This is a genomic window from Pseudooceanicola onchidii (genome assembly GCF_004959925.1).
GTDB lineage: Bacteria > Pseudomonadota > Alphaproteobacteria > Rhodobacterales > Rhodobacteraceae > Pseudooceanicola > Pseudooceanicola onchidii.
The window spans coordinates 410,678-430,819 of record NZ_SPUW01000002.1; the positions used below are offsets into that span (position 1 = coordinate 410,678).

General features: G+C 65.4%; 19 protein-coding genes. 6 read left to right on the forward strand and 13 right to left on the reverse strand.

The window, feature by feature from the left end; genetic code table 11:
- Positions 1-26 precede the first annotated feature (26 nt).
- Positions 27-779 carry a RadC family protein gene (gene radC, locus E4S58_RS09800; protein ID WP_136636228.1) on the forward strand — a complete coding sequence of 251 codons (753 nt, stop codon included), beginning with the start codon at positions 27-29 and terminating at the stop codon, positions 777-779.
- Between the two features lie 14 nt (positions 780-793).
- On the opposite strand, the gene E4S58_RS09805 is transcribed toward radC, so the two are convergent.
- Complete coding sequence (locus tag E4S58_RS09805) at positions 794-1,717, reverse strand: DMT family transporter (RefSeq protein ID WP_136636229.1); 924 nt, start codon at positions 1,715-1,717, stop codon at positions 794-796.
- A 128-nt stretch (positions 1,718-1,845) separates the two neighbouring features.
- Between E4S58_RS09805 and E4S58_RS09810 the strand changes: the two genes are divergently transcribed.
- Positions 1,846-3,336: a malonate--CoA ligase gene (locus E4S58_RS09810; protein WP_136636230.1), complete on the forward strand. Its 1,491-nt coding sequence runs from the start codon at positions 1,846-1,848 to the stop codon at positions 3,334-3,336.
- An 18-nt stretch (positions 3,337-3,354) separates the two neighbouring features.
- Here the strand turns inward: E4S58_RS09810 and E4S58_RS09815 are convergent, their stop codons facing one another.
- Positions 3,355-5,196, reverse strand: a complete 1,842-nt coding sequence (locus tag E4S58_RS09815; RefSeq protein ID WP_136636231.1) for an adenine deaminase — start codon at positions 5,194-5,196, stop codon at positions 3,355-3,357.
- Positions 5,193-5,834, reverse strand: a complete 642-nt coding sequence (locus E4S58_RS09820; protein WP_136636232.1) for a phosphoribosyltransferase — start codon at positions 5,832-5,834, stop codon at positions 5,193-5,195. The genes E4S58_RS09815 and E4S58_RS09820 overlap by 4 nt, the downstream gene beginning before the upstream one ends.
- Before the next feature lie 122 nt (positions 5,835-5,956).
- Between E4S58_RS09820 and E4S58_RS09825 the strand changes: the two genes are divergently transcribed.
- Positions 5,957-7,120 carry an amidohydrolase gene (locus tag E4S58_RS09825; protein ID WP_136636233.1) on the forward strand — a complete coding sequence of 388 codons (1,164 nt, stop codon included), beginning with the start codon at positions 5,957-5,959 and terminating at the stop codon, positions 7,118-7,120.
- Here the strand turns inward: E4S58_RS09825 and E4S58_RS09830 are convergent.
- The 10 genes from E4S58_RS09830 to E4S58_RS09875 form a co-directional block, all read right to left on the reverse strand.
- On the reverse strand, positions 7,117-8,016 hold the full coding sequence (locus E4S58_RS09830) for a nucleoside hydrolase (protein ID WP_136636234.1): 900 nt from the start codon (positions 8,014-8,016) through the stop codon (positions 7,117-7,119). The genes E4S58_RS09825 and E4S58_RS09830 overlap by 4 nt on opposite strands.
- A 1-nt stretch (position 8,017) precedes the next feature.
- Positions 8,018-9,334, reverse strand: a complete 1,317-nt coding sequence (locus tag E4S58_RS09835) for an amidohydrolase family protein (RefSeq protein WP_169052649.1) — start codon at positions 9,332-9,334, stop codon at positions 8,018-8,020.
- The gene (locus E4S58_RS09840) at positions 9,331-10,383 is read right to left on the reverse strand and encodes an ABC transporter ATP-binding protein (protein ID WP_136636236.1); all 1,053 of its coding nucleotides are present in this window, start codon (positions 10,381-10,383) and stop codon (positions 9,331-9,333) included. The genes E4S58_RS09835 and E4S58_RS09840 overlap by 4 nt, the downstream gene beginning before the upstream one ends.
- Positions 10,384-10,385: 2 nt before the next feature.
- The gene (locus tag E4S58_RS09845) at positions 10,386-11,168 is read right to left on the reverse strand and encodes an ABC transporter permease (protein ID WP_205965375.1); all 783 of its coding nucleotides are present in this window, start codon (positions 11,166-11,168) and stop codon (positions 10,386-10,388) included.
- Positions 11,168-11,995: an ABC transporter permease gene (locus E4S58_RS09850; RefSeq protein ID WP_136636238.1), complete on the reverse strand. Its 828-nt coding sequence runs from the start codon at positions 11,993-11,995 to the stop codon at positions 11,168-11,170. The genes E4S58_RS09845 and E4S58_RS09850 overlap by 1 nt, the downstream gene beginning before the upstream one ends.
- A gap of 102 nt (positions 11,996-12,097) precedes the next feature.
- A complete protein-coding gene (locus tag E4S58_RS09855) occupies positions 12,098-13,114 on the reverse strand; it encodes a polyamine ABC transporter substrate-binding protein (protein ID WP_136636239.1) in 1,017 nt (338 codons plus the stop codon).
- A 222-nt stretch (positions 13,115-13,336) separates the two neighbouring features.
- Positions 13,337-14,152, reverse strand: a complete 816-nt coding sequence (locus tag E4S58_RS09860) for an ABC transporter permease (RefSeq protein ID WP_136636240.1) — start codon at positions 14,150-14,152, stop codon at positions 13,337-13,339.
- Entirely contained in the window at positions 14,149-15,039 is an 891-nt protein-coding gene (locus tag E4S58_RS09865; protein ID WP_136636241.1) for an ABC transporter permease subunit, read from the reverse strand. Before E4S58_RS09865 ends, E4S58_RS09860 begins: the two co-directional genes overlap by 4 nt.
- 31 nt (positions 15,040-15,070) lie before the next feature.
- Positions 15,071-16,192 carry an ABC transporter ATP-binding protein gene (locus E4S58_RS09870; protein WP_136636242.1) on the reverse strand — a complete coding sequence of 374 codons (1,122 nt, stop codon included), beginning with the start codon at positions 16,190-16,192 and terminating at the stop codon, positions 15,071-15,073.
- Between the two features lie 66 nt (positions 16,193-16,258).
- Positions 16,259-17,347 carry a polyamine ABC transporter substrate-binding protein gene (locus E4S58_RS09875; protein WP_136636243.1) on the reverse strand — a complete coding sequence of 363 codons (1,089 nt, stop codon included), beginning with the start codon at positions 17,345-17,347 and terminating at the stop codon, positions 16,259-16,261.
- Positions 17,348-17,481: 134 nt separating this feature from the next.
- Between E4S58_RS09875 and E4S58_RS09880 the strand changes: the two genes are divergently transcribed.
- The 3 genes from E4S58_RS09880 (at position 17,482) to E4S58_RS09890 (ending at position 20,099) form a co-directional block, all read left to right on the forward strand.
- Positions 17,482-18,876: an aspartate aminotransferase family protein gene (locus E4S58_RS09880; protein ID WP_136636244.1), complete on the forward strand. Its 1,395-nt coding sequence runs from the start codon at positions 17,482-17,484 to the stop codon at positions 18,874-18,876.
- 171 nt (positions 18,877-19,047) lie between these two features.
- Positions 19,048-19,587 (forward strand): permease, encoded by a 540-nt coding sequence (locus E4S58_RS09885; protein ID WP_136636245.1) that lies wholly within the window; start codon positions 19,048-19,050, stop codon positions 19,585-19,587.
- On the forward strand, positions 19,584-20,099 hold the full coding sequence (locus tag E4S58_RS09890; protein ID WP_136636246.1) for a hypothetical protein: 516 nt from the start codon (positions 19,584-19,586) through the stop codon (positions 20,097-20,099). The genes E4S58_RS09885 and E4S58_RS09890 overlap by 4 nt, the downstream gene beginning before the upstream one ends.
- Positions 20,100-20,142: the final 43 nt, after the last annotated feature.

A 20,142-nucleotide genomic window follows, 5' to 3' on the forward strand; every position in this document is an offset into this window, starting at 1 on the left:
TAAGTTCTGTGTCCGAATGTGGGCGCATGTCACGCCATCGCTCAATGCAGGAATCGCCGATGCCGCTTTTCGCGGGGGCGCAAGCTGCGGCGCCGCCTGCCCGGGTGCCGTCCTATATCGGTGATCACCGCTCGCGTTTGCGCGACCGGTTCCTGACGGGCGGGGCGGATGCCATGCCGGACTATGAGCTGCTTGAGATGGTCCTGTTCCGCGCCAACGCCCGCCGTGACATGAAACCGCTTGGCCGCGCGCTGCTGGACAGGTTCGGCACCTTCAACGGCGTGATCACCGCGCCCGAGGCCGAATTGCGGAAGGTCAAAGGCGTCGGTCCATCCATCGTGGCCGAACTGAAGCTGATCGAGGCTGCGGCGCAACGGCTTCTGCGCGACCGGGTGATCGGGAAACAGGTCCTGTCCTCGTGGCAGGCGCTGCTAGATTATTGCCAGACCGCCATGGCCCATCGAGAGACCGAGCAGTTTCGTATCCTTTTCCTGGACCGCAAGAACGTGCTGATCGCAGATGAACCGCAGGCGAAGGGGACGGTGGATCACGTCCCCGTCTACCCGCGCGAGGTCGTGAAGCGCGCGCTTGAGCTGAACGCTTCGGCCTTGATCCTGGTGCACAACCATCCGTCGGGGGATCCGACGCCAAGCCAGGCCGATGTGGACATGACCCGTCAGATCGTCGAGGCGACCGGCGTTCTGGGCATCACCGTGCACGACCACCTGGTGGTCGGGAAGGGCTGTGAATTCAGCTTTAGATCAGAGGGGTATCTGTAGGGACCCGGTCGGTTTCAACCGCCCGGCAGCTTGGCCTGCCGCGCCTTTTCCCGCCGGATGCCAAGGTGACGTTCGCGCAGGATGATCGCAATGCCCGCCAGGATGATCAGCGCCGCGCCTAGCAGCATCTGAAGCGTCGGGACCTCGGCAAAGATGAAATACCCGATGAGGATCGCAAACAGCATGGAGGCATAATCGAACGGCGCAACAAGGCTGGCGTCGGCGTATCGGTAGCTGGAGGTCAGGAAGATCTGCCCGATCCCGCCGACCAGCCCGGTCAGGATCAGGGCGGCGAACTGCATGGGCGTGGGCATTGCCCAGCCGAAGGGAATCGTCAGCAGCGCCATCAACGTGGAGGTGCAGGAGAACCAGAAAACAATGGCCGAGACTTCTTCGGTCTGGACCATCTTGCGGATGAAGATCTGGGCCAGCGCGCCGCAGACCGCGCCGAACAGCACGATCATGGCCCCGATGGCCTCCATCGTCTTGACAGTGTCGCCTTCCAGTGCGGTCAGGCGCGGCGCAAGGATGATCAGCACGCCGAAAAGGCCCAGGGCAACCGCGCCAAGACGAAAGACGCCGACCCGTTCGTCCAGGAACATGGCGGCGAAGATGACCACCAGCAGCGGCATGGCGTAGGTCAGCGCCGTGACCTCGGGCAACGGCAGAAAGGCGAGGCCTGCGAACATCGATCCCATGGCGATGGTTCCGATGAACCCGCGCCAGACATGGCTCATCGGGTTGGCGACGCGCAGACCGGTGCGCAGATCACCGCGCATGGCGAGCCAGACGATGATGATGGGAAGCGCCAGAAGCGACCGAAAGAACACGGCCTCACCCGCCGGGATGTCCGTGGACACCCATTTCACAAGGGCTTGCATGACGATGAAGCACATCACCGCCGTGAGTTTATAGGCAATGCCGCGTAGGGGTTGCATCTGGGTCCGGTCCGTTTGGTGCCCCTTCTTGCGCACGCTGCACTGCCCGGGTCAATCGCCAGTGCGGTCTTGCATTTCCCCCACCCGGGGTCATTTATGCGCCCGAACGCACCCGAGCGGAGGCCGCGATGTATCAAGAAAACCACCTGTGCGGGTTGCTGGCCCGTCACGCCGTTCTGACCCCGGATCATGTCTTCGCCTATCGCCCGGGCCTGCCGAACGTCACCTACCAGGCCTTGTTCGACGGGGCAGAGCAGATGGCCGCGGCGCTGGTGGCGCAGGGTGTGCAGCCGGGCGACCGGGTGGCGGTGCAGGTCGACAAGTCGATCGAGGCGATCCAGCTGTATATCGGCACGGTACTGGCTGGCGGGGTCTTCCTGCCGTTGAACACGGCCTACACCGGCCCCGAGGTTGCCTATTTCCTGGGCGACGCGACCCCGCGCGTGGTGGTCTGCGACCCGGCGCGCGAGGCCGAGATCGCGCCGCTGTCATCGGCCCGCTGCCTGACCCTGGGCGGCGACGGCACCGGCACGCTGATCGACCTTTTGCCGGTGGACCCCGGCTTTGCCGCCGTGCCGCGCGGCGACGACGACCTTGCCGCGATCCTTTATACCTCGGGCACGACGGGGCGGTCGAAGGGCGCCATGCTGAGCCACGGCAACCTGGCGTCAAACTCGGACATGCTGCGGGATTACTGGCGCTTCACCCGCGAAGACGTGCTGATCCATGCGCTGCCGATCTTTCACACGCACGGGCTTTTCGTGGCGACGAACGTGGCGCTGTTTGCCGGGGCGTCGACGGTCTTCCTGCCGAAGTTCGACCCGGATGCGATCATCGCCGCCATGGCGTCCTCGACCGCGATGATGGGGGTGCCGACCTTCTACACCCGGCTGCTGGCCGACGACCGGCTGACGCCCGAACTGGCCGCGAACATGCGGCTGTTCATCTCGGGCTCGGCCCCGATGCTGGTGGACACGCACGAGCAGTGGTTGGCGCGGACGGGCCATCGGGTGCTGGAACGCTACGGCATGACGGAAACGAACATGTCCTGTTCGAACCCCTATGATGGTGAACGGCGGATGGGCACCGTGGGCTTCCCGTTGCCGGGGGTCGAGTTGCGGATCATGGAGGGCGGCGCGGAGGTCGCCACCGGCGAGATCGGCGTGATCGAGGTGCGCGGGCCGAACGTGTTCCAGGGCTATTGGCAGATGCCAGAGAAGACGGCGGAGGAGCTGGGCGCGGACGGTTGGTTCATCACCGGCGATCTCGCCACGCGGGACGCCGAGGGGTATGTGACCATCGTCGGCCGGGCCAAGGATCTGATCATCTCGGGCGGGTTCAACGTCTATCCGAAAGAGATCGAAGAGGTCATCGACGACCTGCCCGGTGTGGTGGAAAGCGCGGTGATCGGCGTGCCGCACCCGGACTTCGGCGAAGGTGTCGTGGCGGTTGTCGTGGGCGATACCACGGCCGAGGCCGTGAGCGCGGCGCTGTCCGACCGGGTGGCGAAATTCAAGCAGCCCAAGCGGGTGGTCGTGGTGGCCGAGCTGCCACGCAACACCATGGGCAAGGTGCAGAAAAAGGCCCTGCGCGAGGAATATTCGGCGGTGTTCGGCTAGGCGGCGCTGCGGGGCGGGTTACCACACCACCGGGTGCGTTTCGCCGGTCTGGACCTGCACCAGCCCCTGCGGTGCGTGGGCCGAGGGGGCGACGAGGTTCCAGCGCCAGGGCGAACAGGTCAGCGTGGCAAAGCCCAGCCGTTCGGGGAAGCCTTCGGACCATCGGGGGTGAAAGCTTGGCTCATACATCCAGGTGACCTTTGCACCTGCGGCATAGAGTGCTTCCATGTCTGCGGCGAGGGACTGTGCGGGGCGCGCGGTCATCAGGCCTGCGATCTCGTAGGGGACGGTGGCGGTGACCTTTCCGCGATGGACAAGGACCCAGCCGCCCTGCATCCCGGCGCAGGTGTTGACGGCGAGGGCCATGGCGGCGTCCGAGGATCCAACACACCAGATGTTGTGTTTGTCATGCGCCATTGAGCAACACAGCGCGGTGTCGTCGTCCTGCGGGCCGCAGCCAAGCCAGAACATTTTGGACACCGCTCCGGTGCCGGAAAAGCGGTCGACGATGGCGAACTTGGTGATGTTGCGGGTCGGGTCGCGCTGAACCATACGGTCACGTACGGAAAGGTCGAAGGTCAGGAAATCGTCGGTCCAATGGAAGGGGCGCAGGACGGCGGCGGTCATGGTGTCGCGCCCCTCGGCGGCGGGGATGGCGAAGTCATCAGCCACCAGCACGCGGCCGATGTTCACGGTCTGACGCGCCCAATCGGGCCAGTCGATCTGCGGCACGTCAAGCAGGTAGGCATTACCCGTCGCGGCGTGTTGGCCGTTGGCCCAGACCTCGGCAATCTCGAACCTCGCCACGTCCGACAGCAGCACCAGATCGGCAAAGCGGCCCGGCGCGATCGATCCGACCCAGGGGGTCAGGCGCATGTGGCGGGCGGGGTTGATCGTGGCCAGCTGGATCGCGACCTCGGGCGGCAGGCCCGCGTCGATCGCCATGCGGACGTTGCGGTCGGTGGCGCCCTGGGCCAGAACCTCTTGCGCTGGGCGGTCGTCGGTGGCGAGCGCGACCTGCGACCAATCTTTCAGGCCCCGGTCCAGCAGGCCCTTGATGATCTCGGCCCCGGTATGGATGCGGATTTCGACGAAGAGGCCGGCTTGCAGCTTGTCAAAGGCCTCTTCCGCCGTCCATGCCTCGTGATCCGAGGCGGCGAAGGCGGCGAAGGCGTTGATATTGGGCAGATCGCGGATGCCGGCGGCGTGGCCTTCGACAACGGCGCGGGCGTTCCAGGTTGCCTCGATCATCCACCAGAGCCGGTCATGCGCGGGGTTGTCGCGGTCGCGCACGGCGGGCCAGTCCATGACCTCGTCCAGGCCGGCGGTCATCAGGCTTTCGGTCAGGAACCGCGCCTGATCGCTGCCGTCCAGGTGCGCGCCGTGTTCCCAGGCGGTCGGCGGCACGGCCGAGCCGGGCAGCGGAAAGATCTTGAGCGGCGATCCCGCGCGGGCGGGGGCCAGCCAGAAATCGAGTGTGCGGTCGGGCAGGACGTTGGAAAGTTCGTGCGACGCCTCGCAGGTCCAGGTGTTGCCGTGGGGAATGACCAGGGCGGCCTCGTATTCCGGGGTGACGTGGCTCGATTCGATGTGCTTGTGCACTTCGCCCAGGCCGGGCACGGCGGCGAGGTCGGGCTTGTCCACGGTGCGGTGCGCGGTGCCGGGGAAGGTTCCGCGCGGGCCGACATAGGCGATGCGGGTGCCGTGGATCGCGACCTCGACATCGCTGCGCCAGAGCCCGGTGTTGGTGTCCAGCAACCGGCCGATCCGTAGCAGCGTATCGGCAGGGGTGCGGCCCAGGGCGACGTCGATAAGATCCTGTCGGATAATGGTTTCTGATTTTGCAGTAATTTCAGTCATGACCAGCCTTGGGCGGATTTCGTCAGGGTCGGCGTGGCAAAGGCGCCTTCGACCGGGGTGGTGCCGACGCGCTCGCGCCAGCCCTCGCCCTGAAGCATCGCGGCGCCGATGGCGACCGGCGTCACGTCGATCAACGACAGCAGCCGAAGGGTCGCGGCGATGGAGGCGCCCGAGGACAGCACGTCATCGACCACGGCAACACGGCGCCCCGACAGAAGCGGCAGCATCCGGGGATCGACATAAAGCCGCTTGCCGCCGCCGGGCGTGGTGATGGATTTCAGATCGACCGACAGCGCGTCGTCGTACCAGAACTTCCGCGAGGTGCCGAGCGGTACCATGCGGGTGTGACCCAGACGGCGGGCGATGGCTTCGGCCAGGGTCAGGCCAAGGGTGGGCACGCCGATGATGATGTCGGGCCGGTGCGCGGCGAGTTTCGCGGTCAGTGTGTCGGCAAGGGCGTCGAGGACGGCAAAGCTGGCCTGGTTGACGATCAGGGAGGCCACGCCGCGCCCGTCGGCCAGTTGGCGGATCGGCAGAAGGATCTGATGCGGGCCAAAGGGCACGGCATAGGTTTCCTGATCCGGTTGCACGCCGGGGGTCAGATCGGTGTGGAGGGTTTGCCAGACGTCGGTTCTCATGTGAGCGGATTCCGGGGATGACTGCGGATGTTTTGGGCGTTGCGCCGTGCAAGCGCCGGTGTGCGTGGACCGCGCGGGTCAGACAGGCTAGGCCTTGGGCGTCCCATTCCGAAGGATCCCCCATGACCGAAATGACCCCCGACACGCTGGCCGAGCTGACCGCCCTGCGCCGCGACCTGCACGCCCACCCCGAGCTTGGGTTCGAGGAAGAGCGGACCTCCTCCATCGTGGCCGACCGGTTGGCGGCGGCGGGGATCGAGGTCACGCGGGGGCTGGGTGGCACGGGGGTTGTCGGCACGCTGCGGCGCGGATCGGGCAACCGGGCGGTGATGCTGCGGGCGGACATGGATGCGCTGGCCATGCCCGAGGAGACGGGATTGGACTATGCCTCGACCGTGCCGGGAAAGATGCATGCCTGCGGGCATGATGGGCATACCGTGATGCTGTTGGGCGCGGCCGAGGCGCTGGCGCGGGATGGCGATTTTTCCGGCACCGTGCATTTCGTGTTCCAGCCGGCCGAAGAGGGGCGCGGCGGCGGGGCCAGGATGATCGCGGACGGATTTTTCGATCAGTTCCCGGTGGATGCGGCCTATGGGTTGCACAACATGCCGGGGCTGGATCTGGGCGTCGTTGCGGCGGTCGAAGGGCCGCAGCTGGCCAGTTCGGACAGCTGGACGGTGAACTTCCGCGGGATCGGGTCGCACGGGGCCAAGCCGCATCAGGGGCGCGACGCGGTGACGGCGGCGGGGGTGTTCCTGGCGCAGGTCCATGGCGTCGTCGCGCGCGAGGTCGATCCGCTGGAACCGGCGGTGGTGTCGGCCTGTGCGCTTGAGGCCGGCAATTTCAACGCGCTGAACGTCATCCCCGAGGTCGTGCGGGTGGGCGGCACGGCGCGGGCCTATTCGGTGGCGGTGCGCGACCAGCTGGAAGAGGCGATCGGACGCCATGCGCGGGGCGTGGCGGCGGGGTTCGGGATCGACGCCGACTATACCTTCATTCGACGCATCCCGCCGGTGGTGAACGCCGCCGGGCCGGTGGCCGTGGCGCGAGATGCCATACGCAAGCGTATGGGTGAGGCGCATCTGAGGGAGAGCTTTGCGCCCTCGACCGCCGGGGATGACTTTGCCGAATTCGGCAGCCGCGTGCCGGGGTGCTATGTCTGGCTGGGCATGGGCGAGACGCGGGTGAACGGCACGCACCACAACACCAACTACGATTTCAACGATACCTGTATTCCCCATGGCGTGACCTTCTGGCGCGCGGTGGTGGAAGAAGAGCTGTCCTAACACGCCAGACCTTCGCAAAGCCGCGCACGCAGGGCGTCGGCGTCGACGCCCATGGCGACCTGGATCGGGTGCGGGCCTTCGATCAGCGCGCCGTCGTGGTCGACCTCCAGGTGGCGGGTTTCGATGCGGAACAGGTCGGGGTGCAGCGCGAAGAGCGGCACGCAGGGGTCGTGCAGCGGGCGGCTGACCGACCCCCGGGCCTGGTGTTCGGTCTGCACGAAATAGGCGTCGATCAGGTCGGCGGAGGCCACGGCGGCCGCCTTGCCGGTGGCGCGCAGGTCGGCCAGGAAGTCGGCCCCGGCGCGGAACTGGCGGGTGGCATCCAGCGGGATCAGCGTCAGGTCGAGGCCCGCGTGCAGGACCATCGCGGCGGCTTCGGGGTCATGGGCCAGGTTGAACTCTCCACGCCCCATGTTGCCGGGTTCGTCCACCGCGCCGCCCATGGCGATGATGCGACGGGCGCGGGGCAGGGCCTCGGGCGCCATGGTCATCAGCGTGGCGATGTTGGTCAGCGGGGCGAGGCAGAAGAGGTCGATGGTCTTTTCCGGCGCGGTCATCAGCGCGTCGACCATATAGGGCACGGCATAGCTGCTGGCGGGGCCGGTGGCCGGGTCGGGGAAGGTCACGCCGCCCAGCCCGTCGTTGCCGTGAATGCCGATCTCGGGCCGGGGGTCGCGGCCAAGAGGTGCGGCGGCGCCGGAGTGCACGGGCGTGGGCACCCCGGCGAGGGTGGCGATCCTGAGCGCGTTGGTGGTGGTGACCTTCAGCCCGATGTTGCCGGCAACCGTCGTCATGGCGGCGATGTCGAGGTCGGGGTGACGCAGGGCGTAGAGGATCGCGATGGCATCGTCGATGCCGGGGTCGGTGTCGATGATGGCGGTGGTCTTGGAGGTCATGTCAGGATCCGATGTCGAGCTTGGCCATGTTGATCTTGAACAGGCGCGCGGTCTGGAGGAAATCGGCGAGCGTCTTGTCGACGTCGAGCGTGGCGACGGTGCGGTCCTGCATCAGCCAATGGCCCGCGACCATGGTGGCCTGCACGTCCGTCGGCATGGTGGCGTAGACCAGCATCGAATAGATGTCGTAGATCGGCTGCTGGCGCGGGTCGCGGATCGAAACGCGGATCAGGTCGGCCTGCTTGCCGGGTTCCAGCGATCCGATGCGGTCGTCCATCCGCAGGGTCGCGGCGCCTTCGATCGTGGCCATCCTGACCACGTCTTGCGCCAACAGTGCCGATCGGGTGCCCTGCGCAATGTTCTGGAACATCACCGCCGGGGCGAACTGGCTGAACAGATCAAGCGTGTTGCCGGACATCGGGCCATCGGTGGCGATGCCGACCTGTACGCCGCGCGCGCGCAGGGCCGTGATCGGGGCGACGCCGCGCCCGGCCTTGCCGTTTGATCGCGCATTATAGGCGACATGGGTGCCGGATTCCGCGATCAGGTCCATGTCGTCCTCGGTCGGGTACATGACATGGGCGGCGATCAGGCGGTCGGTCAGCAGGCCCGCGCGGTCGGTCAGTTCAACCGTGGTGGCGCCCTGTTCGGCGGCCCAGTCCAGTTCGGGCTTGGTTTCGGCCAGGTGCATCTGGACGGGGCTATCGGGGTGGGCGTCGGACCATGCGGCGACCCTCTCCATCACCTCGATGCCGGTCGAATAGGGCGCATGCGGCGCGGCCGAGGCGGTGATGCGGGGGTGATCCTTGTAGAGATCCGCCAAGGCGTCGAGCCGGGCGAAGCCTTCGTCCATCGTCTTGTGGTCGGGGGCCTCGAAGTTGGCCAGCGTCTGACCGACGATGCCGCGCATGCCCGCGCGGTCGATCACCTGCCCGATCCGGTCTTCGAAATAATACATGTCCGCCACGGTGGTGACGCCGCCGCGGATCATCTCGACCGCGGCCAGCGTCGCGCCGGCCTCGGCCAGATCGGCGGTCATCAGCCCCCGTTCCAGCGGCAGGATGTAGCGGAACAACCGGTCATCCACGTCTTCGCCCAGACCCCGGAACAGGGTCATCGACATGTGGCAGTGCGGGTTGACCATGCCGGGCATGATCAGGTCGCCACCCATGTCCATCCGGTTGCCCGGCGGGGGCGTGCCCATGCCGAGCCGCGTGATGGTGTCGCCCGTGATCTCGATCCAGCCGCCCGAGAAATCGGTCAGCTCTGCGTCCATGGTCAGCAGGCGGCAGTTGTGAAGGATCAGGGGGTCACTCACGCGGGCAGCAGACAACATTGTTCGGGTTGCGGGATCAGCACGGCGTTCGTGCCGCTTTCAAAGGGCTGGGCGAGGGGACCGTTGGCCTTGATCTCTCCGCCCGGGGTATCACACTGGTATTGGTAGGCGCGGCCAAGGTAGGTGCGCAAGCCTAGCGTCGTCGGGATGCCGTCGCCCGCAGGCGCGACCAGCAGCCCTTCGGGCCGGGTGGCGAGGATGAACTCCTTCGACGGCACGGTGAAGTGTTCCTTGGGCAGGGTCAGCACACCGCCGCCGGGCATTTCGGCGCGCACGGCGTCGCCCGCTTCGGCCACGGCGCGCAGGGGGATCATGTTTTCGAACCCGACGAAATCCGCGACGAAAGCATTGGCGGGGCGGGAATAGAGCACCTCGGGCGTGTCGAGCTGCATGATCCGGCCCGCATTCATGATCGCCACTCGGTCCGAGATGCTGAAGGCTTCTTCCTGGTCGTGGGTGACATAAACCGCGGTGGTGCCATTGGCCTGTTGCAACCGGCGGATTTCGACCCGCATGTCGACGCGCAGTTTCGCGTCGAGGTTCGACAGGGGTTCGTCGAACATCAGAAGCGGCGGTTCGATGACCAGCGCGCGCGCCAGCGCGACGCGCTGACGCTGCCCGCCGGACAGATTGGCGGGATAGCGGTCGGCAAAGTCGCCAAGGCCAACGCGGTCGATCATCGTGTCGGCGCGCTTGCGACGTTCGGCCCCGCCGATGCCGCGCTGTTTCAGCCCGAAGGCCACGTTGTCGCGCACGGTGAGATGCGGGAAAAGCGCATAGGTCTGGAAGACCAGCCCGATGTTGCGGGCATGGGCGGGCAGGCGGGTCAGGTCGCGATCGCCCAGCTTGATCGACCCGGTGGTCGGTTCAAGAAACCCCGCGACCAGCCGCAGCGTCGTCGTCTTGCCACAGCCGGACGAGCCGAGCAGCGACACCAGTTCGCCTTCGCCGACGTGCAGGTCGAGATCTTCGAGCACCTTGGTCGTGCCGTAGTGGGCGGTGATGCCCGAGAGGGAGAGGGAAACTGTCATGGCTATTTCGTCAGGAAGGTGAGGCCGAGGGTGCGTTCGACGATGGCCATCACGCCGACGGTCACGAACATCAGAAGGACCGAGACAGAGGCGATGGTGGGGTCGAAGAACTGCTCCATATGGGCCAGCAGCTGGATGGGAAGGGTCGAGACGCCGGGCCCGGTCAGGAAGATCGAGATCGACACGTCGTTGAGCGAGGTGATGAAGGCAAGGATGAAACCCGCGATGATGCCGGCACGCACGTTCGGCAGGACCACGGTGAAGAAGGCCTTCCACCGGGGACAGCCGAGGGACACGGCGGCCTCTTCGATCGAGAAGTCGAAGGCGTTGAGCGAGGCGCCAACCACGCGGACGCAGTAGGGCAGGACCAGCAGGGCGTGCCCGACCAGCAGCGCCGCCATGATCGGAAAGTCCATGCCGACGGCGACGGATTTCATCAGCGAAAAGCCCAGCACGATTTCCGGGATCAGGATCGGCAGGACGTAGATGTTGCCGAGGAAGGCGGGCAGTTCATAGCGGTAGCGCGCCATGGCATAGGCCGCCGGGATGCCGATCAGCATCGACAGCGCCGTGCCGCCGACCGCCAGCATGAACGACGTGACCATGGTGCGGCGGAAGGCCGAGATTTCGAAGATGTTCTCGTACCACTTCAGCGACAGGCCTTCGGGCGGGAAGGTCAGGTAGGAGGTGTTCGAGAGCGACGTGCCGATGATGATGATCAGCGGGCCGATCAGGAAGGCGAAGGTCAGGACCGCGAAGGCGATCAGAAGGGGATGCGTTTTCATCAGCCGGCCACCGGGTTCAGTCTGCGGGCGAGTTTCGACATCACAAGCACCGTGGTCAGCGTCACGACGACCATGACGGCGGCGATGGTCGAGGCCCCCACCCAGTCGAAGGTCACCATGGCGCGCTGGTACAGGAAGGTGCCCATCATCATCTGACGCTCTCCGCCCAGGAGTTGCGGCGTGGCGTAGGAGGTGAAGGAGCCGGTGAAGACCAGCACCGAGCCCACGATCAGCCCGGGCACGGCCATGGGCAGCACCACCTGCCGGAAGGCCGCGGCGGGCGTCGCGCCAAGCGAGGCGGCGGCTTCGGTCAGGTCCTGCGGGATGGCTTCAAGCACGCCGACGAGGGTGAGGATCATCAGCGGCACGAAAAGGTAGACCATGGCGATGGTCACCGAGAACTGCGTGTAGAGCATTGACAGCGGTTCCGAGATCAGGCCGAGCCAGAGGAGCGTGTCGTTCAGGATGCCGTTCTTGCCGAGGATGATGAGCCAGGCAAAGGACCGCACGACCACGCCGGTCAGCAACGGGAAGACGGCGGCGATGATCAGCAGCGATTTGATCCGCGCGGGCGACTTGGCGACGACCCAGGCGGTCATGAAGCCGACGATGACCGAGATCGTGGTGGTGATGACCGCGACCTCCATCGTGCGCCACAGGACGGTCATGCGGAAGCGCGAGTCGAAGAAGGCGGCGTATTGGGCGAAGGGGCCCTTGGGGTCGCCGAAGGTCGTGGCCAGCGTCGACAGCACTGGCAGGCCGAGGAACAGGGCAACGAGGAACAGGGCGGGGGCGGAAAGCGCCCAGGCACGGAGGCGGGGAGTCATCAGTCTGGATAGTCGTCCGGGATGGCGACGGAAGCGCCGTGAGTATTTATGGCAAGATGAAGCCGGGGGTGGGGGCGCAGGCGGGCCGCGCCCCCGGGTCGCTTACATGCCGAAGATTTCGTTCCAGCGGTCGATCCAGTCGGTCTTGGCCGTGTTCATCTTGGCGTAGTCCATGGTGTTGAGCGCGTCGATCTGGTCCTGGCCGTAGGTCCAGTTGGCCGCGTCTTCGGCCGACAGTTCGACCGTCTTGTTGATCGGCGCGTCGACGCCCTGTTCGGCCTGGATCTGCTGCACGTCCTTGGACAGGACGAAGTCGATGAACTTGTAGGCCAGGTCGACGTTTTCGGCGCCCGTGGGGATGTTGAGCGTGTTGAGCACGGCGATGTCGCCGTCTTCAAGCTTGGCCCAGGTCATGGTCGGCACGGCTTCTTTCAGCGAGCGCAGGGTGAAGTCCTGCGTCATCGTCACGGTGATTTCGCCGGTCGAGGCGAGGTTCACCATTTCGGAGCCGGTGTTGTAGTTCTTGACCGTGTTCGGCTTGATCTCTTCGATCTTGGCGAAGGTGGCGTCGGCGTCTTCATAGGCGTTCACACCGGCCTGCTTGCCCGCCTGCACGACGAACATCGGGCCTGCGGTGGTGGTGATGTTCGGCAGGGAGATCTGGCCGGCCAGGTCTTCGCGCCACAGGTCGCCCCAGGAGGTGATCGGTTCAAGCTTGGCGCTGTCGTAGACGATGCCGATGCGCCCCACGGTATAGGCCGGGCCATAGCCGCCCTGCGGGTCCTGGGCGATGTCGTAGAGGTCGCCGATGTTGGACAGCTTGGAGCGGTCGAATTCCTGGAAGACGCCGTTTTCGATGCCGACCTGGCTGTAGCTGTCGGTCAGGAAGATCACGTCGACGCCCTTGCCGCCGCGCGCGGTCAGCTTGCCCAGGCGGTCCGAGTTGTTGCCGGTTTCAAAGACGATGTCGCAGCCGCACATTGCCTTGAAGGGTTCGACGATGTTCGCGTTGAGCTTTTCGCCGTTGTAGCCCCACCAGGAGACGACGAGCGTTTCGGCCTGGGCTGTGGCGGCCGTGGCGGCCAGCGCCAGGGCAGAGAGGGAGAGGGTGTGTTTCATGTCGCGTGACCTGTCTTGAGAAGGCGAGTCGGCCCGGGCCGACGGGTGTCCGGATACCAGTGGGAACCCGGACCTGTGTGCAAGTCAAGGCAGGGGCGGGGTTGCCCTCATTCAAGGCATCAGATTGTGTCAGGGGGTCGGGGTGCCGATTTTTTGGGCGAAATGGCCTGGCGGCGGGGTGCGGGGCCGGATCGACCGGCCCCTTAGGTTAGGCGCGCCAGGTCACGCGCGGGCGGCGGCCTTTTCGTCCTTGGCCTTCCGGATCGCGGCGCTTTTCGACATGAGCGAGGCGGTGATGACGCCGACGGTCACCAGCGCGATCATGATGGTCGACAGCGCGTTGATTTCCGGCGAGACGCCCAGCCGCACGGCCGAGAAGATCTTCATCGGCAGGGTGGTCGAGGACGGGCCCGCGGTGAACGAGGCGATCACCAGGTCATCCAGCGACAGGGTGAAGGACAGCAGCCAGCCCGAGATCACGGCGGGCGCGATGATGGGCAGGGTGATCAGGCGGAAGGTTTCCCACTGGGTGGCGCCGAGGTCGAGCGCGGCCTCTTCGAGGCTTTCGTCGAAGGCCACGAGGCGCGAGGTCACGACGACCGAGACATAGCACATCGCAAAGGTCGTATGGGCCAGCACGATGGTCAGCACGCCGCGATCCAGCCCGATGCCGATGAAGAGCAACAGCAGCGACAGGCCCAGGATCACGTCGGGCATCACCAGCGGGGCATAGGTCATGCCGGCGAAAAGCGTGCGGCCGGGAAAGCGGTGGATGCGCACCAGAACGTAGGCGGCACAGGTGCCGAGGATCGTGGCAAGTGTCGAGGTCATCACCGCGACCTTGAGGGTCACCAATGCGGCGTCGAGGAAGGCCTCGTTGCGCATCAGCTCTCCGTACCACTTGGTCGAAAAGCCGGCCCAGACGGTCACCAGTTTGGATTCGTTGAACGAATAGATCACCAGGATGACCATGGGCAGGTAGAGGAAGGTGAACCCCAGGGTCAGGGAGACCACGTTGAAACCGGAAAGACGTCTCATCCTTCGGACTCCCGCTGTTTCTGTTCGTTGCGCTGGAACAGCACGATCGGGATGATCAGGATCAGCAGCAGGACAACGGCCACGGCCGAGGCCACGGGCCAGTCGCGGTTCGAGAAGAACTCCTCGTACAGGACCTTGCCGATCATCAGAGTCTGCGATCCGCCCAGAAGCGAGGGGATCACGAATTCGCCCATGGCGGGGATGAAGACCAGGAAACAGCCCGCGATCACGCCCTGTTTCGACAGCGGCACGGTGATCAGCCAGAAGGCCGAGGTGCGCGAACAGCCCAGGTCCTCGGCGGCCTCGAGCAGGGAGCCGTCGAGTTTTTCCAGCGCGGCGTAGACCGGCAGGATCATGAAGGGCAGGTAGGTGTAGACGATGCCGATGTAGACGGCGGTGTCGGTGTTCAGGATCGTCAGCGGTTCGCTGATCAGTCCGAGCCAGAGCAGGAATGAGTTCAGCAGACCGCCCTGGCTGAGGATTCCCATCCACGAATAGACGCGGATCAGGAAGGAGGTCCAGAAGGGCAGGATCACCAGCATCATTAGCGTGGGGCGCCATTCCTCGGGTGCGCGGGCCATGGCATAGGCGATGGGGAAGCCCACCAGCAGCGTCAGGGCGGTCGAGATCAGCGCGATCTTGAGCGAGGAGAGGTAGGCCTTCCAGTAGAGGTCGTCGGTGGTGAGGAAGGTGAAGTTTTCAAAATCCAGCTCGCGCAGGAAATCGACGAAGCCCTGCCAGCCGGTCGCGAGATCCAGCTGCGGGAAATATGGGGGCCGGGCCAGCGCGGTGTCGGAGAGGCTGATCTTCACCACGATCAGGAAGGGGATCAGGAACAGCGCAAGCAGCCAGAGGTAGGGAATGGCGATGAGGATCAGGCGGCGCATCGCGGCCTCCGGGGTCCTGTGGTCGGCCCGATCATTGCGCCAACACCACGGCGGCGGTGTCGGTCCAGCTGATCCAGACCTTGTCTTCCCAGGTAAATTCCCGGCGCGAGATGCGGCGGGTGTTGGCCTGCTGGGCCTTGATCACGTGACCGGTCGGCAGTTTGACGTGATAGGTCGAGATGTTGCCGAGATAGGCAATGTCGAGGATTTCGCCCTGCAGGACGTTGGCCCCGGAAGGGCGGTCGGCCGAGATGGCGATCTTTTCGGGCCGGATCGCCATGTAGCAGGTCTGGCCCAGGTCGAAGTTCTTGGTGGTGGTGGCCGACAGCGCCGGCTGGCCTTCGGCCCAGTCGATCTGCAGTTTGGTGCCGGTCTGGTGTGCCTTGCCCTCGATGATGTTCACGTCGCCGATGAAATCCGCGACGTAGACCGAACTGGGCGCCTCGTAGATCGCGTCGGGGGTCGAGACCTGCATCAGCTTGCCCTCGTCCATCACCGCCACGCGGGAGGCGACGGTCATCGCCTCTTCCTGGTCGTGGGTGACGATGACGAAGGTGGTGCCGGTCTTTTCCTGGATGTCCATCAGTTCGAACTGCGTTTCCTCGCGCAGTTTCCTGTCGAGCGCGCCGAGCGGTTCGTCGAGGAGGAGGAGTTTCGGGGCCTTGGCGAGGCTGCGGGCCAGCGCGACGCGCTGGCGCTGGCCGCCGGAAATCTGGTGCGGCTTGCGCTTGGCGAACTTGGCCAGGCGGGTCAGCTTCAGCATCTCTTCGACGCGGGCCTCGATCGCCGCCTTGTCGCGGCCTTCGCGGCGCAGGCCGAAGGCGATGTTGTCCCAGATCGTCAGGTGCGGGAACAGCGCATAGCTTTGGAACATCATGTTCACGGCGCGCTGGTTGGGCGGCACGGGGCCGATATCCTGGCCGGACAGAAGGATCTTGCCTTCGGTCGGGGTCTCGAACCCCGCAAGCATCCGCATCAGCGTGGTCTTGCCGCAGCCCGAGGGGCCGAGAAGGGCAAAGAATTCGCGTGCGTAGATGTCGAGGTCGATGTTGTCGATGGCGGTGAAGTCGCCGAACCTCTTGGTCACCCCCTTGAACTGGATCAGAGGTTTTTCGGCGGGATCGTCCCAGGGGGCGAAGACAGTTTGGGGCATGGGGACTCGGGTCTGGAATTGGCCCGCGCGGTTGGTCGCGCGGGCCGGTCTTGTCGTCGGATCGGATCAGGTGCCGGACTTGATCTTGGTCCAGCTGCGGGTGAGGTTCCGCTGATCCTTAACGTCGAACGGCGTGACGGTGTAGAGGTTGTCGAGCGTCGCCGCGTCCGGGTAGATCGCCGTGTCGCCGATCACGTCCTCGATCAGGTGATCCTGCGAGGCCTTGTTGCCGTTGGCGTAGTAGACGTAGTTCGACGCCGCCGCCATGTTCTGCGCATCCATGATGAAGTTCAGGAAGGTATGCGCGGCCTCGGGGTTCGGGGCGTCGACGGGGATCGCCATCTGGTCGAACCACATCAGTGCACCTTCCGATGGCACTTCGTAGGTGATTTCCACGCCGTTGTCGGCCTCGGCCGCGCGGTCGCGGGCCTGCAGCACGTCACCGGACCAGCCGAGCGCGACGCAGATGTCGCCGTTGGCCAGCGCGTTGATGTATTCCGACGAGTGGAACTTCTGGATGTAGGGGCGAACGGCCGCGACGACCTCTTCTGCCTTGGCGAGCGCCTCGGGCGAGTGATCGTCCGGGCCGCCTTCCCAGCCGGCGTAGGTCAGCGCGGCGGGGATGACCTCGGTCGGGGCATCAAGCAGGTGGATGCCGCAGGACGACAGCTTTTCGGCGATGGCCGGATCGAAGATCAGTGCCAGCGAATTCAGCGGTGCGTCGTCGCCCAGGATCTCCTTCACCTTGCCGACGTTGGCGCCGATGCCGGTGGTGCCCCACATGTAGTTGATCGAATAATCGCCGTTCGGATCGTAGGTGTCGGTCCGCTTCTGGATCACGTCCCACATGTTTTCCAGGTTCGGCAGCTTCGACTTGTCGAGCGGCTGGAACGACCCGGCCATGATCTGGCGCTGCAGGAAGGTGCCGGTCGGCACGACGACGTCATAGCCCGACCCGCCTGCCAGCATCTTGGTTTCCAGCAGTTCGTTGCTGTCGAAGACGTCGTAGACCAGATCGATGCCGGTTTCTTCCTCGAATTTCGTCAGAAGTTCTTCGTCGATGTAGTCGGACCAGTTGTAGACATGCACCTCTTCCGCGATGGCCCCGGTGGCGAGGGTCATGGCGGCGGTCAGCGCGATGAGTGATTTTGTCATTTTGATCTCCCTTGGACGTCAAAGAGGTAGCGTCCTCGGGGGCCGATCCAATCAACAAATTCGACATCTGGCAATATGGCGTTTTCCGGTTTCCGGGCGTAGCGTCGCCGCAAATCGCAAAACGGGAGATTTTCATGCAGCAGATCACCAACCACCTTCCGACCGCCGAATTGCAGGCGCTGGATGCTGCGTATCACATGCACCCCTTCTCGACTCAGGACGATCTGGCGCAATCGGGCGTGCGGATCATCACCTCGGCCAAGGGGGTGATGCTGCGAGACAGCGAAGGCGAGGAAATCCTGGATGCGATGGCGGGCCTGTGGTGCGTCAACATCGGATACGGCCGGGACGAGCTGGCCGAAGTCGCGGCGCGCCAGATGCGCGAGCTGCCCTACTACAACACCTTCTTCAAGACCTCGCATGTGCCGGTCATCGCCCTGTCGGCGAAGCTGGCCGAACTGGCGCCGGGCAACCTGAACCACGTGTTCTTTGCCGGGTCCGGGTCCGAGGCGAACGACACCAACCTGCGGATGGTGCGCACCTACTGGGCCGAAAAGGGCAAGCCCAACAAGCAGATCGTGATTTCGCGCTGGAACGCCTATCACGGGTCGTCCGTCGGGTCCGGGTCGCTTGGCGGGATGAAGGGCATTCATGCGCAGGGCGGTCTGCCGATCCCCGGCATCGAACATATCGACCAGCCCAACTGGTGGGCCGAGGGCGGCGACATGTCCCCTGAAGACTTCGGGCTGGAACGCGCCCGCCAGCTTGAGCGCAAGATCGACGAGCTGGGCGAAGACAATGTCGCGGCCTTCATCGCGGAACCCGTGCAGGGTGCGGGTGGCGTGATCGTCGCGCCCGAAACCTACTGGCCCGAGGTCATGCGCATCTGCCGCGAGCGGGACATCCTGTTCATCGCGGACGAGGTGATCTGCGGGTTTGGCCGGACGGGCCAGTGGTTCGGGTCGCAGACGCTGGACCTGACGCCCGACATCATGACCATCGCCAAGGGCCTGTCGTCGGGCTATCAGCCGATCGGCGGGTCGATCGTGTCGGACGAGATCGCGGCGGTGATCGGCGCGACCGAATTCAACCACGGCTACACCTATTCCGGGCATCCCGTGGCCTCGGCCGTGGCGCTGGAAAACCTGCGGATCCTGGAAGAGGAAAAGATCGTCGATCGCGTCCGCGAAGAGACGGGCCCCTATCTGAAAGAGAAGTTCGAGGCGCTGGTCGATCACCCGATGGTCGGTGAGGCCAAGATCGTCGGCATGATGGGATCCATCGCCCTGACCCCCGACAAGGGCGCGCGGGCGGCCTTTGCAGCCGATGCCGGCACCGTCGGCTACATGGTGCGGGAACGGTGTTTCGCCAACAACCTGGTGATGCGGCACGTGGGCGACCGGATGATCATCTCTCCGCCGCTGGTGATCTCGAAGGGTGAGATCGACGTGCTGATCGACCGCGCCGTGCAGTCGCTGGACGAGGGCATGAAGGCGGTGAAGGACGCCGGGCTTTGGGCGTCGGCCTGATCCTCTAGATACCCTTGCCCCTTCCCGGATGCGGGCCCGTGACCGGGCCCGTGACCGGGAAGGGGATGTCGCCCTGCGGAATTGCATGACTGAGTCATTGAATTCCGCCCCGGGCTTTGACAGGTTGGCCGGACCATGGCGGGGCCTATCCCCGGGCCATGACGGACAGCCATGAAGATCGCCAGAACAGATATCGTCTTTGCCGCCCTGGCCGCCATCACCGGCGGCATCACCTATGCCCGTTTCGGCGGCGGTGCGGTCTGGGAGTCGGTCGAACGGGCCGGAACGCTGCTGCTGGTGGTGCTGCCACAGCTGGCGGCGGGTCTGCTGATCGGCGGGCTGGTCACGCGACTGGTCAGCCGCGAGAAAGTGGCGCGCTGGCTGGGCGGGTCGTCGGGGATGACCGGCCTTCTTCTGGCGTCGCTCGCCGGGCTGCTGACGCCGGGCGGGCCGTTCACCTCTTTCCCGATGGTCTATGCGCTGTGGATCGCCGGGGCGGATGCCGGCGCGCTGATCGCCTTCATCTCGGCCTGGTCGCTTCTGGGGTTCAACCGGCTGATCGTCTGGGAACTGCCCCTGCTGGGTGTTGAGTTCACCATGTTGCGGTTCGTGGTCTGCCTGCCCTTGCCGGTGATCGCAGGTCTGATCGCAAGGCGGCTGGGGCGGTGGTCGGCCTTCCGGCTGGATGATCCTGCGGGGCGGGCGGAATGAACGGACCGCTGATCCTTGTCTGGCTGGCGGTCATCGTGCTGGCGGTGATGGTCTGGCGGCGCGAGGGCGTCGTCGGCTTGAAAGAGGGCGGCGTGTCGGCGCTTGGCATCGCCAAGACCCTGTCGCTGCGGCTGCCGCTGGCCTTGCTGACCGCGTCCTTCCTGATCCACATTATCCCGGTCGAACAGATGACGCGGCTGATCGGCCCGACCTCGGGGCTTGCGGGGATCATCACCGCCGCGCTGGTCGGAGGGTTGCTGCCGGGCGGGCCGATGACCTCCTTTCCGATTGCGATCGTCTTCATGCACGCAGGCGCGGGGGTGCCGCAGATGGTGGCGCTGGTGGCGGGCTGGTCGGTCTTCGCGATGCACCGGATGCTGGCCTACGAGGCCCCGATCATGGGCTGGAAGTTCATCGCCCTGCGCATGGGGTCGAGCCTGATCCTGCCGGTCCTCGCAGGGCTGTTCGCCGAAGGCATCGTTGCGGTCGTGGGTGAGATTGCGTTGCCCTGAGGGTCGTACTCGCACGGAGCCAAGGGGCGCATGCCCCGCCGTG

What these genes read in the sequence shown, in the direction of transcription:
- radC (WP_136636228.1), top strand. Translation starts at nt 27, where the DNA reads ATGTCACGCCATCGCTCAATGCAGGAATCGCCGATGCCGCTTTTCGCG.
- E4S58_RS09805 (WP_136636229.1), bottom strand. Translation starts at nt 1,717, where the DNA reads ATGCAACCCCTACGCGGCATTGCCTATAAACTCACGGCGGTGATGTGC.
- E4S58_RS09810 (WP_136636230.1), top strand. Translation starts at nt 1,846, where the DNA reads ATGTATCAAGAAAACCACCTGTGCGGGTTGCTGGCCCGTCACGCCGTT.
- E4S58_RS09815 (WP_136636231.1), bottom strand. Translation starts at nt 5,196, where the DNA reads ATGACTGAAATTACTGCAAAATCAGAAACCATTATCCGACAGGATCTT.
- E4S58_RS09820 (WP_136636232.1), bottom strand. Translation starts at nt 5,834, where the DNA reads ATGAGAACCGACGTCTGGCAAACCCTCCACACCGATCTGACCCCCGGC.
- E4S58_RS09825 (WP_136636233.1), top strand. Translation starts at nt 5,957, where the DNA reads ATGACCGAAATGACCCCCGACACGCTGGCCGAGCTGACCGCCCTGCGC.
- E4S58_RS09830 (WP_136636234.1), bottom strand. Translation starts at nt 8,016, where the DNA reads ATGACCTCCAAGACCACCGCCATCATCGACACCGACCCCGGCATCGAC.
- E4S58_RS09840 (WP_136636236.1), bottom strand. Translation starts at nt 10,383, where the DNA reads ATGACAGTTTCCCTCTCCCTCTCGGGCATCACCGCCCACTACGGCACG.
- E4S58_RS09845 (WP_205965375.1), bottom strand. Translation starts at nt 11,168, where the DNA reads ATGAAAACGCATCCCCTTCTGATCGCCTTCGCGGTCCTGACCTTCGCC.
- E4S58_RS09850 (WP_136636238.1), bottom strand. Translation starts at nt 11,995, where the DNA reads ATGACTCCCCGCCTCCGTGCCTGGGCGCTTTCCGCCCCCGCCCTGTTC.
- E4S58_RS09855 (WP_136636239.1), bottom strand. Translation starts at nt 13,114, where the DNA reads ATGAAACACACCCTCTCCCTCTCTGCCCTGGCGCTGGCCGCCACGGCC.
- E4S58_RS09860 (WP_136636240.1), bottom strand. Translation starts at nt 14,152, where the DNA reads ATGAGACGTCTTTCCGGTTTCAACGTGGTCTCCCTGACCCTGGGGTTC.
- E4S58_RS09865 (WP_136636241.1), bottom strand. Translation starts at nt 15,039, where the DNA reads ATGCGCCGCCTGATCCTCATCGCCATTCCCTACCTCTGGCTGCTTGCG.
- E4S58_RS09870 (WP_136636242.1), bottom strand. Translation starts at nt 16,192, where the DNA reads ATGCCCCAAACTGTCTTCGCCCCCTGGGACGATCCCGCCGAAAAACCT.
- E4S58_RS09875 (WP_136636243.1), bottom strand. Translation starts at nt 17,347, where the DNA reads ATGACAAAATCACTCATCGCGCTGACCGCCGCCATGACCCTCGCCACC.
- E4S58_RS09880 (WP_136636244.1), top strand. Translation starts at nt 17,482, where the DNA reads ATGCAGCAGATCACCAACCACCTTCCGACCGCCGAATTGCAGGCGCTG.
- E4S58_RS09885 (WP_136636245.1), top strand. Translation starts at nt 19,048, where the DNA reads ATGAAGATCGCCAGAACAGATATCGTCTTTGCCGCCCTGGCCGCCATC.
- E4S58_RS09890 (WP_136636246.1), top strand. Translation starts at nt 19,584, where the DNA reads ATGAACGGACCGCTGATCCTTGTCTGGCTGGCGGTCATCGTGCTGGCG.